Genomic DNA, 17476 nt, shown 5'->3' on the forward strand with positions numbered 1-17476 from the left:
ATGCCCCTTACCCGTCACCCCGGGTCGAGCCCGGGGTGACGTACAAGACTTCCGATCAGAAGCGCATGCCGACGCCGGCGACCAGCTGGTGGCGATCGACGTCGATGTTGTAGCGGCCGACCGAATTGTCGGCCTTGCCGTAGTTCGAGTAGCGATATTCCCCCTTGATATAGGTGTTCGCGCCGATCTGGTGCTCCAAACCGGCACCGAGGCGGAAGCCGTCCAGATCGGTGTGATCGCGCGTCTCGGTCGACCCCTGCGTGTAGCGGGTGTCGACGCGGGCGTTGGTGTAGCCGCCCTTGGCATAAGCGAGCGTCGTCGGGTTGAGCGGCACGCCGACGCGCGCGCCGAGATAGACGTCGCGGCCCATGCCGACGCGGAAGCGATCGCCGGTGTTGATCAGATTGTCGGTGCGCGTGTCGGTGGTCGATCCGGTCAACTCGCCCTCGGCGCCGAAGACGAGGTTGTTGAGCTGCACGTCATAGCCGACCGCGCCGCCGTAGACGAAGCCATCGCTGGTATCGTGGCCATCCTTCAGCGCGTCATAGCCGGCGACGCCTTCGATACGCAGGCCGGTGAAAGGCGCGCCGGCCGTGGTCTGCGCGAACGCGGGGGCGGCGAGGGCGGTTGTGGCCACCGCGGCGAGAATCAGGTTACGCATAAGCTACTCCGTATGACGGGCGCCCCGAACGCTGGGGCGCAATGGGTCAATGGCCCAGACGGAACGGCGTTGCATGAACCTCAGCTAAACACGGAAAACCGTTGCTTTTGCGCCACAGCGATCCGAGACAGCGGCAATGACGGCTACCTCTCTGCCGGTCCGCAAGGGCCGTGACTTTATCGCGCGACATGGCGAAACCGTGTTCAATGCAGCCCGGCGGTTGCAGGGCGACGCGCCGCATACGCCGCTGACGCGCGCGGGCTTCGCGCAGGCCGATGAGATGGGGCGGGCGCTGCGCGATACGCTGGGGGCGGCGCCCGCCTTGACCTTATGGGCTTCGCCGACGGGCCGCGCGCTGCAAACGCTGGCAGTGATCGCCGAGCATCTGGACCTCGACTGGCATGGCGCGCATCACGACGCGCGGCTGGTGGAAATCGGCATGGGGCGCTGGGGCGGGCGCTATTATGCCGATGTCGTGGGCGAGGTGGGGCCGGTGATCACGCCCGAAGGCCTGCTGCGTCCGGCGCCCGATGGCGAGGACTATCCGGCGATCGCCGCCCGGGTGACCGCATGGCTGGCGACGACCGCTGACCATCCGGGCGACCGGCTGGTGATCATGCACGGCATCTCCAGCCGGGTGCTGCGCGGGGTGATGATTGGCCTGCCCGATCACCCCGAATGGCACGCGCCGATCGCCGACGGGCTGCCGCAAGGGTCGCTGGTCATGATCGAGCGGGGCGTGGAGACGATCGTCCATCGCGGCACGGGCCACGCCCCCGCGTGAGGCTGGGGGCGGTCCTGCTGCTGGCGGCGGCGGTCGCGGGGCCCGCGGCCGCACGCGAGACGCTGGGCGTCTACAAGGGGTGGGGTGCCTTCCGCGATGCGGCGCCGCACCGCTGCTACGCCATCGCCCGTCCGGTGACGGCGGGTGGACGCAGCGCGGGCTGGGCGAGCGTCGCGAGCTGGCCGGGCCGCGGGCTCAGCGCCTCGCTCCACATCCGCCTGTCGCGGGAGCGCGACCGTTCGGCGCCCGTTACGCTGACCATCGGCGAGCGCCGGTTCGAACTGGCCGCAGGTGGGCTCGACGCCTGGGCGACCGATGCACCCAGCGACCGTGCGATCGTCGCCGCCTTGCGCTCGGGCCGGAGCATGAGCGTCGAGGCGGTGGGCGGCGGGGGGCGCCCCTTCGCCGACGTCTACCTGCTCGCCGGCGCCGCCACCGCGATCGATGCCGCAACCCTGGGATGCGTCGGATAGCCCCTCCCGGCGGCGGGATGGAAATGGACGCGGTTTTCCGCTATATGCCCGCGATGCTCGACAGCGTTGCGCCCCCCATGCCCATTCCGGGCCATATCGATCCTGTGCCCGTGCCGCGCGCGAAGACGCTGCGCGAGGATGGTCGGATTGACCTCATCGGCCTCGGCAAGGACGAACTCCGCCAGACCCTGCTCGACGCCGGTATGGAGCCGCGGCAGGCGAAGCTGCGCGCCAAGCAGATCTGGCACTGGCTGTACAATCGCGGCGCGACCGAATTTTCGGCGATGACCGATATCGCCAAAGCGCAGCATCCGTGGCTGGAGCAGCGCTTCGTCATCGGCCGCCCGGAAGTGGTCGAGGCGCAGGTGTCGACCGACGGCACGCGTAAGTGGCTGCTGCGCTCGCCCGACGGGCAGGATTACGAGGCGGTGTTTATCCCCGATGCCGATCGCGGCACGCTGTGCGTGTCGAGCCAGGTCGGCTGTACGCTCAACTGCCGCTTCTGCCACACCGGCACGATGCGCCTCGTCCGCAACCTTACCGCGGGTGAGATCGTCGGGCAGGTGATGCTGGCGCGCGATGCGCTGGGCGAATGGCCGAGCCAGCCCGAGGGGCGCATGCTCACCAACATCGTGATGATGGGCATGGGCGAGCCGCTCTACAATTTCGATAGCGTGCGCGATGCGCTGAAGCTGGTGATGGACGGCGACGGCCTGGCGCTGTCGAAGCGCCGCATCACGCTCAGCACCAGCGGCGTCGTGCCGATGATGGCGCGCGCGGGCGAAGAGATCGGCGTGAACCTCGCCGTGTCGCTGCATGCCGTGACCAAGGAGGTGCGCGACGAGATCGTGCCCTTGAACAAGAAATACGGCATCGAGGAGCTGTTGCAGGCTTGCGCCGACTATCCCGGTGCCAACAATGCGCGCCGCATCACGTTCGAATATGTGATGCTGAAGGACAAGAACGATTCGGACGCGGAAGCGCACGAACTCGTCCGCCTGCTGCGCAAGTACAAGCTGCCCGCCAAGGTCAATCTGATCCCCTTCAACCCCTGGCCCGGCGCGCCCTATGACACGTCGACGCCTGAGCGGGTGCGCCGGTTCAGCGACATCATCTTCGAAGCGGGCATCTCCGCGCCGGTGCGTACGCCGCGCGGTCGCGACATCGACGCCGCCTGCGGGCAGCTTAAGACCGCCGCGGAGAAGAAGAGCCGCGCGCAGATGGATCGCGAGGCCGAGGAAAAGATGGCGGCGCTCGGCTGAGCCCCGGGCAACCCGTTGACGTAGCGCGGGTTATGACCTGGGCAACGCCACTATGGGATGCCCTTCATGCTACGCTCTTTCCTGATTGGCCTCGTCGCGGGCCAGCGCGGCATGACGCCGCTGGCGGTGGCGGCCGGCGCGGCGCGCCGGGGAACGTTGCCGGCAAAGGCACCGGGCGCTCGCCTGCTCGCGCATCCGGTCGTCGCTAGCGGCGCGGTCGCGCTGGCGGCGGCGGAGATGGCGGGGGACAAGATGGCGACCGCGCCCGATCGTACGATCCTGCCAGGCCTGATCGCCCGCGCGATGAGCGCCGGATTCGCGGGCGCAGCGCTTGCCGAGCGGCGGCGCGGGACCGGCGCGCTCGTCGCAGCCACGACTGCAGTGGCCGCGGCGTATGCGGGCCTCGCGGTACGGCGCTACGGCATGCGACGCTGGGGCCAGACTACGACCGGCTTCGTCGAGGATGCGGTAGTGCTGGCCGGCGGGATCGCCATCGCGCGTCTGCCCGCGCGCTGAGCCCTTTTCGTCTGCCGAGCGGCCGGCCCATTGCGGCCATCATCGCTGCGCGCTAGGCGCGGCCCTCGATGCGGTCCTATCAGCCATCGTCGGACCGTCGTCGGGTGCTGTCGCTAGCGCTGACCATTGCCGCGCACCTGCTGCTCGTCTGGCTGCTGATCCGCCTGGCCCCCGTGTTCGACGTGCAGAAGGAGCCGGGCCGCTCGCTCACCGTCAACATGCTGCCAGTCGGTGACAATCAGTCGACCGCGACGAAAAGCGCCAAGGCGCCGGCGCGCGCCGCCCAAGCGAGCCGCCGCACTGCGCCCGAACCGCCCGCCGCGCCTAGGACGCCCGCCGACGACACGCCGGTGCCGCCCCCGGTCGAGACGCCGTTCCCCGGCTATCTCGTGCTCAGCAGAAACGATTTCCGCGCGTCCGACGTCGGCAAGATGCCTTCCACCCGATCGGGCGGCAGCGCGGGAAAGCAGCTCGCCGCGACCGACGGACAGGGCGACGGCGATGCCGGCGAGACGAGCGCGTCGGCGGGCATCGGCCCTGGCGGCCAGCGGCTCTACGCTGCCGAATGGTATGTCCGGCCCAGCGCATCGCAGACCGGCCCCTATATGCCGCGCGAGCTGCCGGCGGGGTCGTGGGGCGAGATCGCGTGCAAGACGGCGCCCAATTACCGGGTCGAGGACTGCGTCCAGCTCGGCGATTCGCGCCCCGGCCTGGGGCTTGCCCGCGCGCTGCGCGAGGCGGCGTGGCAGTTCAAGGTCCGCCCGCCGCGGATCAACGGCAAGCCGCAGATCGGCGCGTGGGTGCGCATCCACTATGACATCGTCGATCGCGATCCGGGCTGATCAGCCCCGCGCGCGCGCCCGACGATAGGTGCCGAGCACGCGCACCCATTTGGAATGGAAGCCCAGCTCCTCCAGCGCGCGATCGACCGCGGGGTCGCCCGGCTTGCCTTCGATATCGCAGAAGAATTCGGTCGCCACGAACTGGCCGCCGCGCTGATAGCTTTCCAGCTTGGTCATGTTGACGCCATTGGTCGCGAAGCCGCCCATCGCTTTGTAGAGCGCGGCGGGAATGTTTTTCACCTCGAAGATCAGCGTCGTCATCCACGGGCCCTCGCCGACCGGCGGCTTGCCGCCACGCGCCAGCACGACAAAGCGCGTGGTATTGTGCTCGGCATCGGCGATGTCGACGCCCAGCAGATTGAGGCCATAGATCGCCGCCGCGCCCGGCGGGGCGAGTGCTGCGATCGCCGGATCGCCCAACTCGGCCACATAGGCTGCGGCACCGGCCGTGTCGGGATAGGCGGCCTGCGCGATGCCATGCGCCTTCAGCCAGTGACGGCATTGGCCCAGCGCCTGCGGGTGGCTCATCGCCTCGCGCACCTGGTCGCGCGTGCCCGGTCCCATCAGGGCATGGCGGATCGACAGGAAATGTTCGCCGGTGATGACCAAACCCGATTCCGGCAGCAGAAAATGCATGTCGGCGACGCGGCCGTGCAGGGAGTTTTCAATCGGTATGACCGCGCAATCGGCACGCCCGTCGCGCACCGCGTCGATCGCATCCTCGAAGCTGAAACAGGGCAGCGGCAGGCCGCCGGGAAAGGTTTCGGTGACGGCGACGTGGCTGTTCGCGCCCGGCGCACCCTGAAAGGCGACGGCGCGTTCCGGCTCGGCGGCGGCGGCGGCGGTCATCGCGGCGACGATCGGGCGGGCGGGGGCGGCGTAGGTCTCCATGGGGCCGCGGGCCTAGTGGCGTGGGGGCCGACCGGCAAGCGATGCTTGCGGACGGCCCGCGGCTTTCCTATGGGTTCGCTGCGCAAAGTATAAAACAGGGGCAGCGTTAGGCAGATGGATAACCGCACCAATACGATCGCCGGGTGGACGCTGGCAGCCTGCGGGCTCGCGCTCGGTCTGTCGATCGTCGGCGGCATGGCCTTCCACAGCGAGCGCCCCGAAAAGATGGGCTATGCGATCGAGGGCGTCGAGGAAGCTGGCGGCGGCGGTGAGGCCGCTGCGGTGCCGATCGCGACGCTGCTGCCGACCGCCGATGTCGCCAAGGGCGCGGAAGTGTTCAAGAAGTGCGCCGCCTGCCACACCGTCAACCAGGGCGGGGCGAACGGCATCGGTCCGAACCTGTACGGCACGCTCGGTGAGCCGATCGGCCAGGGCAAGGGCGGCTTCGCCTTCTCCGATGCGCTGAAGGGCGTCGGCGGCAACTGGGACTTCGACAAGATGAACGCGTGGCTGACGTCGCCGCGCAAGTTCGCGCCGGGCACGAAGATGACCTTCGCGGGCCTCGGCAATGCGCAGGATCGCGCCAACGTCATCGCCTATCTGAACAGCCAGGGGTCTAACCTGCCGCTGCCGGCGGCACCGGCTGCGGGTGCAGCGCCCGCAGCTGGCGGCGAAAAGGGTGCCGGGCCGGAGAAGCCCGCGACCAACGCCGCCAAGGATTCGGTGACGAACGCCGACGCCGCGAACAACCTTGGCAACACCGGCACGCCCGCATCGGGCGCGCCGTCGGTGGATCCCAACGCCGCCAAGGAAGGCGCGAAGGCGGGGAAGTAAACCGGATTTCTGCCGTCGAGGTTTCTCGTGGCGGACCGTCTACGTCCAGCCGTCGCCCCGGACGTGTTCCGGGATCTTACCGGGCCGCGAAAGTCCATAACCCGTCACCCCGGCCTTGAGCCGGGGTCCCGCTTAGCCTTCGGCCGCAATGCCGGCTCACGTGACGTTCGAAGCGGGACCCCGGGTCAAGCCCGGGTTGACGGTGCGTAGCGAGAGGTCGAGGGAGACGAGTACTCCGTCAGATGGCGCAATGTCGCGCTGACCGGCGAGCCCGCGCTTAGCCCTCCTGCTTTGCCTGTTCCTCGTAGAAGGCGCGCACCACGTCCCACGCCTCTTCGGCGGTTTCGACATAGGTGAAGATGCCGAGGTCGCGCTGGCTGACGACGCCTTCGTCGACCAGCGCCTGGAAGTTCACCACCTTTTCCCAGAATTCGCGGCCGAACAGCAGCACCGGGATCGGCTTGATCTTGCCGGTCTGGATCAGCGTCAACAGTTCGAACAGTTCGTCGAACGTGCCGAACCCGCCGGGGAATGCCGCCAGTGCGCGGGCGCGGAGCAGGAAGTGCATCTTCCTGAGCGCGAAATAGTGGAACTGGAAGCTCAGCGACGGCGTGACATAGGGATTGGGCGCCTGTTCGTGCGGCAGGACGATGTTCAGGCCGATCGATTCGGCGCCGACATCGGTCGCGCCGCGGTTGGCCGCTTCCATGATCGATGGGCCGCCCCCTGAGCAGACGACGAACTGACGCATCCCCTTCTGATCGCGCGGCACGCGGCTGGCGATCTGGGCGAGTTCGCGCGCGACCTCGTAATAGCGGCTCTTGTCGACCAGTCGCTGCGCGATCGCACGGCTCGTGTCGTCGGTGGCGAGCTCCAGCATCGCCTGCGCCTTGGCAGGCTCGGGAATACGCGCCGAGCCGTACATGACGAAGGTGGAGGCGATCTTCGCCTCTTCCAGCAGCAGTTCGGGCTTTAGCAGTTCGAGCTGAAAGCGGACGGGGCGCAGATCCTCGCGCAGCAGGAAGTCCATGTCCTGGAAGGCGAGCTTATAGGCGGGATGCTCGGTCTGCGGCGTCGAAATCGCCTGTTGGGCGGAGGCGGCATCCTGGCTGGCGCGGGGGAAGACCCGCTCGGGTACGCGTGTATCGGTCATCCGAGGGAAGTAGAGCAAAGCTTCCGCCTGCTCAACGGCCTATCGGCACAGGCCGGCGTGATCATCCTCGAGGTGCAAATGGTTGCGATGTGCCGCGTTATACGCCGGGGACAGGACCGTGCCGAACCGCCGGCAGGCCGAGGCGTGAATCGTCGTCAGGAAGCGTTGCACCGCCGGGTCCGGCGAGGTCCAGTCGTTGAGGATCGAGACGCGCCGCCCATTCTTCAGCGTGACGCCGCCGATGTCGATTGCGTTGGCGATCGCATGGCCGGAGCGTCGCCCGCCATAGGCGGTGCCGACGACGTTGCGGCAGGCATAGCTGCCCATGCTCTGCACACTTGCCAGTTCGCTGCCTAGAATCTGATACGCGGCCGGGGCCACCGCGTTGCGCACCCATGCCGAAAAGGCGCGCGCTTCCCCGCAGCGGACCGCACCCAGGCCGGGAACGGGCACGCCGATTTCGACCAGCTGCACCGCGCCGGACAGGCCGCAGCCGTTGCCGTAATCCTTGTCCGGCAGCACGCGATAGGCGACGTTCATGCTCCGCAGGTCGGCGAGGCATTGCGCGGTTTCACGAATCGACGGGGTGGCGATCGATGCGCGTGGCGCTTGCGCCGGCGCTGGCGCGGGCCGTTCGCGGCTGCCGCAACCGGTGAGCGCGATCAATGCCGCGGTCGAAAGTCCGGCTCGGCGACGGTCAATTCGGAAGGTCATGCTCCGCTATAGGCGTATCGAAGCTTGCGGGCACCTGACCGTCGGCTGATGGTGCCGGAAACGCCCCGGTCTGTAGCGCCGCATGCTGCATCGCGGTCAATTTGCGGATGATGCCGATCAGCACGATGGCGAGCGGCAGGTCGATCAACAGGTTGAGCGCGGTGAGCGAATGGGCAGCCATCAACTGGTCGGTCGTATCGGTATGGCGCCAGGCGCGGAACGTGAGATTGCCCCAGAAATTGGTGACGATCCACAGCCCCCACCAGAGCCGCAGTGCCCAGGGAACCTCCACCGCTGCGATGTCGCGAGGATTGATGGTCGCCCGCCAAGTCTCGCTGACGCCCTTGAACGGCATATAGAAGTTCGCGAACGGTATGAAGAACCAGCCGATGGACCAGCGTGGCGAGACGGTCATCTGATCGCCGGAGTCTTGCGCGAAGCCGTGTGCGTTGCGGTTGGTGACCAGGATCCAGCGCAGGATCGCGAAGCCCGCGATGCAAAAGGCGATACCGGACAGTGCCGAGGTCGGCAGGTTGATCGCATCTGACAGGCGCGCCTGACGCATTACGTCCGGCGTCACGCCGCCCGAAAACTGGTTGAGCACGGAGACGGTATAGACGGACGACGCCGCGTCGATCGCAGTCAGCGTTATCCAGGCGGCCGTCGCGATGACGGCGAATCGGCCTGCCTTCGTCGGATCGCGTTGTTCGTACATGGTCCGCCTCCTCGTCACGATAGGACCGTATTCGACTCATGCGGCGGGTGAAAGATCAATCCGCCCTCGGCCGATCCGGACTTGCCAGCCCGCGTCCGCATCTCTAGGGCCGTCGGCGGGCCACGCCGTCCCAACGCGGCGCGCGCTCTCTGTGAGGAGAGATACATTGACGGATACTGCCACCGCACCCGCGTCGGGTGTGAAGCCTGCGACCAAGCCGGCACGCCCCTTCTTCAGCTCCGGTCCCTGCGCCAAGCCTCCGGGCTGGGATGCGTCGAAGCTCGCTACCGAATCGCTCGGCCGTTCGCACCGCTCCAAGATCGGCAAGCAGCGCCTCCAATATTGCATCGATCTGATGCGCGAGCTGCTGAACCTGCCCGACACGCACCGCATCGGCATCGTGCCGGGTAGCGATACCGGCGCGTTCGAGATGGCGATGTGGACGATGCTCGGTGCGCGTCCCGTGACCACGCTCGCGTGGGAAAGCTTCGGCGAAGGCTGGGTGACGGACGCCGTCAAGCAGCTCAAAATCGACCCCACCGTCATCCGCGCCGATTACGGCCAGCTGCCCGATTTGAATGCGATCGACTGGTCGACCGACGTGCTGTTCACTTGGAACGGCACCACCAGCGGCGTGCGCGTGCCGAACGCGGACTTCATTCCCGCGGAGCGCGAGGGCCTGTCCTTCGCCGATGCGACCAGCGGCGTGTTCGCCTATGACATCGACTGGACGAAGATCGATGTCGCGACGTTCAGCTGGCAGAAGGTGCTGGGCGGCGAGGGCGGTCATGGCGTCCTGATCCTCGGGCCTCGTGCGGTCGAGCGGCTGGAAAGCTATACGCCGGCCTGGCCGTTGCCCAAGGTGTTCCGCTTGGTATCCAAGGGCAAGCTGACCGAGGGCATCTTCAAGGGCGAGACGATCAACACGCCGTCGATGCTGGCGGTCGAAGATGCGATCGCGAGCCTCGAATGGGCGAAGTCGCTGGGCGCGGGCGGTCTGATCGCACGCTCGGACGCCAATGCCGCCGCGCTCGACCGGATCGTCGACGCGCGCGACTGGCTCGGCCATCTTGCCGCGGACCCCGCGTCGCGGTCGAAGACCAGCGTGTGCCTGACCGTGGAGGGCGCCGACGAGGCGTTCATCAAGGCGATGGCCGGCGCGCTGGAAAAGGAAGGCGCCGCGTTCGACGTCGCCGGATATCGCGACGCCCCGGCGGGTCTGCGCATCTGGTGCGGCGCGACGGTCGATACCGCGGATATCGAGGCGCTCGGCCCGTGGCTCGACTGGGCCTACGCGACCGCGAAGAACGCCGCCTAACCCACTCGCTTCGTCATTCCCGCGAAGGCGGGAATCCAGACACGCAGGTCGTCGAAGGAGTCGCAACGTCAGCGGCTCTGGATCCCCGCCTTCGCGGGGATGACGACCGATACTTTTTGAAGGGATAGCTCAATGCCCAAAGTCCTCATCAGCGACAAAATGGACCCCAAGGCCGCGCAGATCTTTCGCGAGCGCGGTGTCGAGGTCGACGAAATCACCGGCAAGACGCCGGACGAACTGAAGGCGATCATCGGCCAGTATGACGGCCTCGCCATCCGCAGCTCGACCAAGGTCACCAAGGATATTCTGGAGCACGCGACCAACCTGAAGGTCGTCGGCCGCGCCGGCATCGGCGTCGACAATGTCGATATCCCCGCGGCGAGCGCCAAGGGCGTCGTGGTGATGAACACGCCGTTCGGCAATTCGATCACCACCGCCGAACATGCCATCGCGCTGATGTTCGCGCTCGCGCGCCAGCTGCCCGAGGCGGATGCGTCGACGCAGGCCGGCAAGTGGGAAAAGAACCGCTTCATGGGCGTCGAGTTGACCGCGAAGACGCTGGGTCTGATCGGTGCGGGCAATATCGGTAGCATCGTCGCCGATCGCGCGCGCGGCCTGAAGATGAAGGTCGTGGCGTTCGATCCGTTCCTCACCCCCGAACGTGCGATCGAAATGGGTGTCGAGAAGGTGACGCTGGACGAGCTGCTGGCGCGCGCCGACTTCATCACGCTGCACACGCCGCTGACCGATCAGACGCGCAACATCCTGTCGGCGGAGAATCTCGCCAAGACGAAGAAGGGCGTGCGCATCATCAACTGCGCGCGCGGCGGCCTGATCGACGAGGCAGCGCTGAAAGAAGGTCTCGACTCGGGCCATATCGCCGGTGCCGCGCTCGACGTCTTTGTGGAAGAGCCGGCCAAGGCGTCGCCGCTGTTCGGCACGCCGAACTTCGTCAGCACGCCGCACCTCGGCGCATCGACCACCGAAGCGCAGGTCAATGTCGCGATCCAGGTCGCGGAGCAGATGGCCGATTTCCTGGTGTCGGGCGGCGTCACCAACGCACTCAACATGCCGAGCCTGTCGGCGGAGGAAGCGCCCAAGCTGAAGCCGTACATGGCGCTTGCCGAAAAGCTGGGTTCGCTGGTGGGCCAGCTCACCACCGGCGCGATCACGCGCATCTCGGTGCACACCGAAGGCGCAGCGGCCGACCTCAACGCCAAGCCGATCGTCAGCGCGGTACTTGCCGGGTTCCTGCGCAACCAGACCGACACGGTCAACATGGTCAATGCGCCGCTGCTCGCCCGCGACCGCGGTGTCGAGGTGCGCGAGGTGCGGACCGAGCGCGAGGGCGATTACCACACGCTGCTGCGCGTGTCGGTGAAGACCGCGGACGGCGAACGCTCGGTCGCGGGCACGTTGTTCGGTGATCAGGCGCCGCGCCTGGTCGAGCTGTTCGGCATCAAGGTGGAGGCCGATCTCGCCGGTCCGATGCTCTATGTCGTCAACGAGGACGCGCCGGGTTTTATCGGCCGTCTGGGCACCACGCTGGGCGAGGCGGGCGTCAACATTGGCACCTTCCACCTCGGCCGCCGTTCGGCGGGCGGCGAGGCGGTGCTGCTGCTCTCCGTCGACGAAGCGGTGAGCGCGGACCTGCTCGCCAAGGTCAAGGCGCTGCCCGGCGTGAAGACCGCAATGGGCCTGGCGTTCTGATGAGACTGGCCGGGCAGCGCCGCGATACGGCGTTGCCCGGTCCCGCAGCTGTCGATAGGGCGGCGTGATCATGACTCCCCTGCTTCCCGAAGGTTTTCGCGACCGCCTGCCGCCCCATGCCGATGCCGCCGCGGCGATCGAGGCGCGCGCCTTGGAGGCGGCGCGCCTTTTCGGCTATGAGCGCGCCGATCCGCCGTTGGTGGAATATGCCGATGCGTTGGGATCGCGCTTGAAGGATGGCGCGCTGACCGATGCAGTGCGCTACGTCGATCCCGTGTCGCAGCGGACGCTGGCGATCCGGCCGGACGTGACTGCGCAGATCGCACGCATCGCGGCAACGCGCATGGGGCATCATCCGCGGCCCGTGCGCCTGTCCTATGCCGGACCCGTGCTGAAGCTGCGCAGTCCGGAACTCGCGCCGGCGCGGGAATGGCGGCAGATCGGCTGCGAGCTGATCGGGCTCGATTCGATCCCCGCAGCGCAGGAAGTGGTGTCGGTCGCGGTGTCGGCGCTGACCGCGGCGGGGGCGAGCGGCCTGTCGATCGACTTCACTTTGCCCGATCTGGTCGACACGCTGGCCGCCGGGCCGTTCCCTGTCGCCGCCGACAAGATCGACACGTTGCGCGAGCGGCTGGACGCCAAGGATGCCGGCGCAGTGGCGGCGCTGGCGCCCGATTATCTGCCGCTGGTCGAGGCGGCGGGGCCGTTCGCATCGGCGCTGGAACGACTGCGCGCCTTCGATCGCGATGGTGTGCTGGCGAGCCGGCTCGGTGGCCTGGCCGCGATCGCCGCGGGGCTAGGCGACGGCGTCACGCTGACGCTCGATCCGACCGAGCGGCATGGCTTCGAATATCAGACGTGGCTGGGGTTCTCGCTGTTCATCGCCGGGGCGCCGCGCGAGGTGGGCCGTGGCGGCACCTACACGGTGATGCACGAAGGCGGCGCGGAGGAGGCGGCCACCGGCTTCTCCCTTTACGCCGATGCAATTCTGGCGACGGCCGGCCCGGTCGAGCGGCGGCGGTTGTTCCTGCCTTTCGGCACGCCGGCCGAGGCGGGGGCGGCGATGCGCGCGAAGGGCTGGGTCACGGTCGCGGCGCTGGAGACAGACGATACGCCCGAGGCGCAGCTGGCGACGCACGTGTACGCGGATGGCGCAGCGCGGACGCTCTAGTTCCAACGATCGTTTCATCCTCACCCTCACATGTCGCCAGCGCAGCGCTGGAAGGGTGAGGCCGATCTACCACTACCCGGTTGACCCGCCGCGCGCATGCCGGTAGCTGCGCGCTCGTATTTCAGGACCATCCGTTGCGCCGAGTCCTGTCGAAGGGCGCCACGGACCACGCCGGCAGGCGGAGACCTGTATCCATGGCCAACGTAGCAGTCATCGGCGCGCAATGGGGCGACGAGGGCAAAGGCAAGATCGTCGATTGGCTCGCCGAGCGCGCCGACATGGTCGTGCGCTTCCAGGGCGGCCATAACGCCGGCCACACGCTCGTCGTCGGCGAGAACGTCTACAAATTGTCGCTGCTGCCGTCGGGCATCGTGCGCGGCACGCCCTCCGTCATCGGCAATGGCGTGGTGCTCGACCCCTGGGCGCTCAAAGCCGAAATCGAGCGACTGGGTGAGCAGGGCGTCTCTGCGACGCCGGAGACGCTGCGCATCGCGGATACCTGTGCGCTGATCCTGCCGCTGCACCGCGATCTCGACGGGCTGCGCGAGGATGCATCGGGTGCGGGCAAGATCGGCACCACGCGTCGCGGCATCGGTCCGGCCTATGAGGACAAGGTCGGCCGCCGCGCGATCCGCGTATGCGATCTGGCGCATCTCGACGATCTGGGGCCGCAGCTCGATCGGTTGCTCGCGCATCACGACGCGCTGCGCGCCGGGTTCGGAGCGGCACCGATCGATCGGGCGGGCCTGCTCGACGAACTGCGCGCGATTGCTGGCTTCGTGCTCCCCTTCGCCAAGCCGGTGTGGCGCGACCTCAACGAGGCGCGCGGCCGCGGTAAGCGCATCCTGTTCGAAGGCGCGCAGGGCGTGCTGCTCGACGTCGATCATGGCACCTATCCGTTCGTCACTTCGTCCAACACGATCGCCGGCACGGCGGCGGGCGGATCGGGCCTGGGGCCGGCCGCGGTCGGCTTCGTCCTGGGGATTGCCAAGGCCTATACGACCCGCGTCGGATCGGGGCCGTTCCCGACCGAGCTGGATGACGAAACGGGCGAGCGGCTGGGCCAGCGCGGTCACGAATTCGGCACGGTGACGGGGCGCAAGCGGCGCTGCGGCTGGATCGACACGGTGCTGCTGCGCCAGTCGGCGGCGGTAGGCGGCATCACCGGCATCGCGCTGACCAAGATCGACGTGCTCGACGGGTTCGAGACGGTGAAGATCTGCACCGGCTATCGCCTGAATGGGCAGGAACTCGATTATTTCCCGGCGCATGCCGCGGATCAGGCGAATGTCGAGCCGATTTACGAAGAAATGGAAGGCTGGCAGGAGTCGACCGCAGGCGCACGTAGTTGGGCAGACCTGCCGGCACAGGCGATCAAGTATATCCGCCGCGTTGAGGAACTGATCCGCTGCCCGGTCGCGCTGGTATCGACCAGCCCCGAGCGTGAGGACACGATTCTGGTTCGCGACCCCTTCGCGGATTGAGGATGCAAAAAAGGGCCGGGTGGCCAAGCCACCCGGCCCTTTTTTAAGGCGTCAGCCGTCGATTACGGGGTCGGCGTGGTGGTGCCGGTCGTGCCGCCCATGGTGCCACCCATCGTTCCGGTGGTCGACGTGCCGCCCATGGTGCCGGTCGTGCCGGTGCCGCCCATCGTACCCGTCGTCGTGCCCGTGCCGGTGCCGGTAGTGCCACCCATCGTATCGGTCGTGCCCGGCGCTGGAGTGGTGGTCGTCGTCGAATTCGTCGTGCCCGTCGTGCTGCCGTTCATGCCGGCCGTGCCGCTACGGCCACGCTTCATCGACTTGGACGAGCGGCTTTGCGTCGTGGTGGTGGTGCTCTGGTCGGTGGGCGACGTGGTCGTCGTCTGGCCGCCCATGGAACCGGTGGTCGAACCGCCCGTCGTGGTCTGGGCGAAAGCGGCGGTCGGGATCAGCATGGCAGCTGCCATGATCGGAAGGACCTTACGCATTGTTCTCTCCTGCAAAAATTGCTTGACCCCAACGGGTTGGTATGGAGAGTGTTCCGCCCTGTGTGCCCTCAGCGGCCCGTCTGGCCCCGGTGAAGCAACGCTTGGTCCGCTAAGACCAATGCCATCATCGCCTCGACGACGGGCACGCCGCGGATGCCGACGCAGGGGTCGTGGCGGCCTTTCGTGGCGATTTGCGTCTCCTCGCCGGTGCGCGTGATCGTGTCGACGGGGGTCAGGATCGAACTGGTCGGCTTGAACGCGACGCGCAACGTGATCGGCTGGCCTGTGGCGATGCCGCCCGCGATGCCGCCCGCATGATTGGCGAGGAAGCGGGGGCCCGTATTGCCGGCGCGCATCGGGTCGGCATTCTGTTCGCCGGTCAGCGCGGCGGCGGCGAAGCCGTCTCCGATCTCGAAGCCCTTCACCGCATTGATGCTCATGCAGGCCGACGCGAGTTCGCTGTCCAGCTTGGCATAGAGCGGCGCGCCCCAGCCGGCCGGCACGCCCGTTGCCTCGCATGCCACGACCGCGCCGACGGACGAGCCGGACTTGCGCGCCGCATCGACGATCGCTTCCCAGCGGGCGGCGGCCGCAGCGTCGGGGCAGAAGAAGGGGTTGGCGTCGATCTGTGCATCGTCGAACGCGGCGTAATCGATCCGGTCGCCGCCAATCGCCTCAACCCAGGCACGGATTTTGACCTGGGGAATCACCGCACGCGCCACCGCGCCCGCCGCGACCCGGCTCGCCGTCTCGCGCGCCGATGACCGCCCGCCACCGCGGTAATCGCGAAAGCCGTATTTGGCGTCATAGGCGTAATCGGCATGGCCGGGACGATAGGCGAGTGCGACCTCGGAATAATCCTTCGAACGCTGGTCGACATTCTCGATCATGAGGCTGATCGGCGTGCCGGTCGTCTTGCCTTCGAACACGCCGGACAGGATGCGCACCTGATCGGGCTCGCGCCGCTGCGTGGTGAAGCGGCTGGTGCCCGGGCGGCGCTTGTCGAGCCAGGGCTGGATGTCGGTCTCGCTCAAGGCGATCCCCGGCGGGCACCCATCGACGACCGCGCCGATCGCCGGCCCGTGACTTTCGCCCCAGGTCGTGAAGCGGAACAGATGGCCGAAGCTGTTGATGCTCATTGCGTTGCCCCCAGTCGCGCAAAGGCGGGTGCGTGCGCCGCCTCGCCCCGCACGCCGCACGGGATCAGTCCGCCCTGCAACGGCAGCGCCATGAAATAGTCGCCCGCATACGGCGACGCGAACCCGCTCGCGACATCGGTGGCGAAGCCGAAACGGGTGTAGAAGGCCGGTTCGCCGAGCGCGAAGCAGAGCACGATACCCGCCGACTCCAGCTGTTCGATCCCGGCGGCGACCAACGCCTCCGCCACGCCCTGCCGCCGCCATTCCTGGGCGACGGCGAGCGGGGCCAGTGCAACCGCAGCCACGGATTTGCCGCCGACGTCGACCCGCATCCGGCTGAACGCGACGAGGCCGGCGAGCGCACCGTCGATCTCGGCGACGAGGACGAGCACCATGTCGCCCTCCACGCATAGGTCACGCACCAGCGTCGCCTCGTCGGGCGCCGGGAAACAGTCGCGCAGCAGCGCGTCGATCGCGGCGACGTCGCGGCCTGCGGCGGGGCGGATCGTCGGCATCACGCCAGCGCGATGTCGGGCGCGTCCTCTGCCTTCATGCCGATGACGTTATAGCCGGCGTCGACATGGTGGATTTCGCCGGTGACGCCCGCCGACAGATCGGACAGCATGTAAACACCCGCGCCGCCGACATCCTCGATCGTCACGGTGCGACGCAGCGGGCTGTTCAGCTCGTTCCACTTCAGGATGTAGTTGAAGTCGCCGATGCCACGCGCCGCCAGCGTCTGGATCGGGCCGGCCGAGATGGCGTTGACGCGGATGTTTTCTGGGCCGAGGTCGACCGCGAGATACTTGACGCTCGTCTCCAGCGCGGCCTTGGCGACGCCCATGACGTTGTAATGCGGAATGACCTTTTCCGCGCCGTAATAGGTGAGCGTCAGAATCGACCCGCCCTGCGGCATCATCGCCCGCGCGCGTTGTGCGACGGCGACCAGCGAATAGGCCGAAATGTTCATGGTCATCAGGAAGTTGTCGAGCGTGGTGTCGTAGAACTTACCGCGCAGCTGCGACTTGTCGGAAAAGCCGATTGCATGGACGACGAAGTCGATCGTCGGCCATTCCTGCGCCAGCGCCGCGAAGGTCGCATCCAGTGCCGCCATGTCCGACACGTCGCAATCGAACAGGCGGGCGACGCCGAGCTGTTCGGCGAGCGGACGCACGCGCTTTTCCATCGCGGCGCCCTGATAGGAAAAGGCAAGTTCCGCGCCCTGCTGCGACAATTGCTTGGCAATGCCCCAGGCCAGCGACTTGTCGTTGGCGAGGCCCATGATCAGCCCCCGCTTGCCTGCCATCAAACCCGTCACGCGCTC

General features: G+C 67.7%; 19 protein-coding genes. 10 read left to right on the forward strand and 9 right to left on the reverse strand.

Features of this window, described 5'->3' with window-relative positions:
- Positions 1 to 55: 55 nt before the first annotated feature.
- The gene (locus ACGVWT_RS03325; protein WP_315460575.1) at positions 56 to 661 is read right to left on the reverse strand and encodes a porin family protein; all 606 of its coding nucleotides are present in this window, start codon (positions 659 to 661) and stop codon (positions 56 to 58) included.
- A gap of 136 nt (positions 662 to 797) precedes the next feature.
- Here ACGVWT_RS03325 and ACGVWT_RS03330 point away from each other — a divergent pair, with 136 nt between their 5' ends.
- The 5 genes from ACGVWT_RS03330 (at position 798) to ACGVWT_RS03350 (ending at position 4538) form a co-directional block, all read left to right on the forward strand.
- Positions 798 to 1445, forward strand: a complete 648-nt coding sequence (locus tag ACGVWT_RS03330) for a histidine phosphatase family protein (RefSeq protein ID WP_315460574.1) — start codon at positions 798 to 800, stop codon at positions 1443 to 1445.
- Positions 1442 to 1918, forward strand: coding sequence for a hypothetical protein (locus tag ACGVWT_RS03335; RefSeq protein ID WP_315460573.1), 477 nt, complete (start codon positions 1442 to 1444; stop codon positions 1916 to 1918). The genes ACGVWT_RS03330 and ACGVWT_RS03335 overlap by 4 nt, the downstream gene beginning before the upstream one ends.
- 23 nt (positions 1919 to 1941) lie before the next feature.
- Positions 1942 to 3180, forward strand: a complete 1239-nt coding sequence (rlmN, locus tag ACGVWT_RS03340; RefSeq protein ID WP_241890134.1) for a 23S rRNA (adenine(2503)-C(2))-methyltransferase RlmN — start codon at positions 1942 to 1944, stop codon at positions 3178 to 3180.
- 66 nt (positions 3181 to 3246) lie between these two features.
- Positions 3247 to 3696, forward strand: coding sequence for a DUF4126 domain-containing protein (locus ACGVWT_RS03345; protein ID WP_315460572.1), 450 nt, complete (start codon positions 3247 to 3249; stop codon positions 3694 to 3696).
- A 68-nt stretch (positions 3697 to 3764) separates the two neighbouring features.
- On the forward strand, positions 3765 to 4538 hold the full coding sequence (locus ACGVWT_RS03350; RefSeq protein WP_315460571.1) for a hypothetical protein: 774 nt from the start codon (positions 3765 to 3767) through the stop codon (positions 4536 to 4538).
- Here the strand turns inward: ACGVWT_RS03350 and ACGVWT_RS03355 are convergent, their stop codons facing one another.
- The gene (locus ACGVWT_RS03355) at positions 4539 to 5429 is read right to left on the reverse strand and encodes a prephenate dehydratase (RefSeq protein ID WP_043061204.1); all 891 of its coding nucleotides are present in this window, start codon (positions 5427 to 5429) and stop codon (positions 4539 to 4541) included.
- A gap of 114 nt (positions 5430 to 5543) precedes the next feature.
- On the opposite strand from ACGVWT_RS03355, the gene ACGVWT_RS03360 reads away from it, so the two are divergent.
- Entirely contained in the window at positions 5544 to 6263 is a 720-nt protein-coding gene (locus tag ACGVWT_RS03360; RefSeq protein ID WP_315460570.1) for a cytochrome c family protein, read from the forward strand.
- 277 nt (positions 6264 to 6540) lie between these two features.
- Here ACGVWT_RS03360 and ACGVWT_RS03365 read toward each other — a convergent pair whose 3' ends face one another.
- The 3 genes from ACGVWT_RS03365 to ACGVWT_RS03375 are packed head-to-tail and all read right to left on the reverse strand — an operon-like array spanning position 6541 to position 8845.
- Positions 6541 to 7416 (reverse strand): TIGR00730 family Rossman fold protein, encoded by an 876-nt coding sequence (locus tag ACGVWT_RS03365; RefSeq protein ID WP_017979919.1) that lies wholly within the window; start codon positions 7414 to 7416, stop codon positions 6541 to 6543.
- Positions 7417 to 7455: 39 nt separating this feature from the next.
- Positions 7456 to 8130 (reverse strand): extensin family protein, encoded by a 675-nt coding sequence (locus ACGVWT_RS03370; protein WP_315460569.1) that lies wholly within the window; start codon positions 8128 to 8130, stop codon positions 7456 to 7458.
- A complete protein-coding gene (locus ACGVWT_RS03375; RefSeq protein ID WP_315460568.1) occupies positions 8114 to 8845 on the reverse strand; it encodes a DUF4328 domain-containing protein in 732 nt (243 codons plus the stop codon). The genes ACGVWT_RS03370 and ACGVWT_RS03375 overlap by 17 nt, the downstream gene beginning before the upstream one ends.
- A 166-nt stretch (positions 8846 to 9011) precedes the next feature.
- Between ACGVWT_RS03375 and ACGVWT_RS03380 the strand changes: the two genes are divergently transcribed.
- From ACGVWT_RS03380 to ACGVWT_RS03395, 4 genes are all read left to right on the forward strand, one after another.
- Positions 9012 to 10163 (forward strand): phosphoserine transaminase, encoded by a 1152-nt coding sequence (locus ACGVWT_RS03380; RefSeq protein ID WP_315460567.1) that lies wholly within the window; start codon positions 9012 to 9014, stop codon positions 10161 to 10163.
- Between the two features lie 132 nt (positions 10164 to 10295).
- A complete protein-coding gene (gene serA, locus ACGVWT_RS03385) occupies positions 10296 to 11873 on the forward strand; it encodes a phosphoglycerate dehydrogenase (RefSeq protein WP_315460566.1) in 1578 nt (525 codons plus the stop codon).
- A gap of 70 nt (positions 11874 to 11943) precedes the next feature.
- Positions 11944 to 13044 (forward strand): ATP phosphoribosyltransferase regulatory subunit, encoded by a 1101-nt coding sequence (locus ACGVWT_RS03390; RefSeq protein WP_315460565.1) that lies wholly within the window; start codon positions 11944 to 11946, stop codon positions 13042 to 13044.
- 194 nt (positions 13045 to 13238) lie between these two features.
- Positions 13239 to 14528, forward strand: coding sequence for an adenylosuccinate synthase (locus ACGVWT_RS03395; protein ID WP_315460564.1), 1290 nt, complete (start codon positions 13239 to 13241; stop codon positions 14526 to 14528).
- Positions 14529 to 14590: 62 nt separating this feature from the next.
- Here the strand turns inward: ACGVWT_RS03395 and ACGVWT_RS03400 are convergent, their stop codons facing one another.
- The 4 genes from ACGVWT_RS03400 to fabI all read right to left on the reverse strand — a co-directional run bounded on the left by ACGVWT_RS03400 (position 14591) and on the right by fabI (position 17458).
- Entirely contained in the window at positions 14591 to 15013 is a 423-nt protein-coding gene (locus tag ACGVWT_RS03400; protein ID WP_315460563.1) for a hypothetical protein, read from the reverse strand.
- Between the two features lie 68 nt (positions 15014 to 15081).
- Positions 15082 to 16152 (reverse strand): chorismate synthase, encoded by a 1071-nt coding sequence (aroC, locus tag ACGVWT_RS03405; protein WP_315460562.1) that lies wholly within the window; start codon positions 16150 to 16152, stop codon positions 15082 to 15084.
- On the reverse strand, positions 16149 to 16667 hold the full coding sequence (locus ACGVWT_RS03410) for an N-acetyltransferase (protein ID WP_315460561.1): 519 nt from the start codon (positions 16665 to 16667) through the stop codon (positions 16149 to 16151). The genes aroC and ACGVWT_RS03410 overlap by 4 nt, the downstream gene beginning before the upstream one ends.
- Entirely contained in the window at positions 16667 to 17458 is a 792-nt protein-coding gene (gene fabI, locus ACGVWT_RS03415) for an enoyl-ACP reductase FabI (RefSeq protein WP_017979907.1), read from the reverse strand. The genes ACGVWT_RS03410 and fabI overlap by 1 nt, the downstream gene beginning before the upstream one ends.
- Between the last annotated feature and the right edge of the window lie 18 nt (positions 17459 to 17476).

The organism is Sphingomonas sp. S6, from assembly GCF_043498045.1.
GTDB lineage: Bacteria > Pseudomonadota > Alphaproteobacteria > Sphingomonadales > Sphingomonadaceae > Sphingomonas.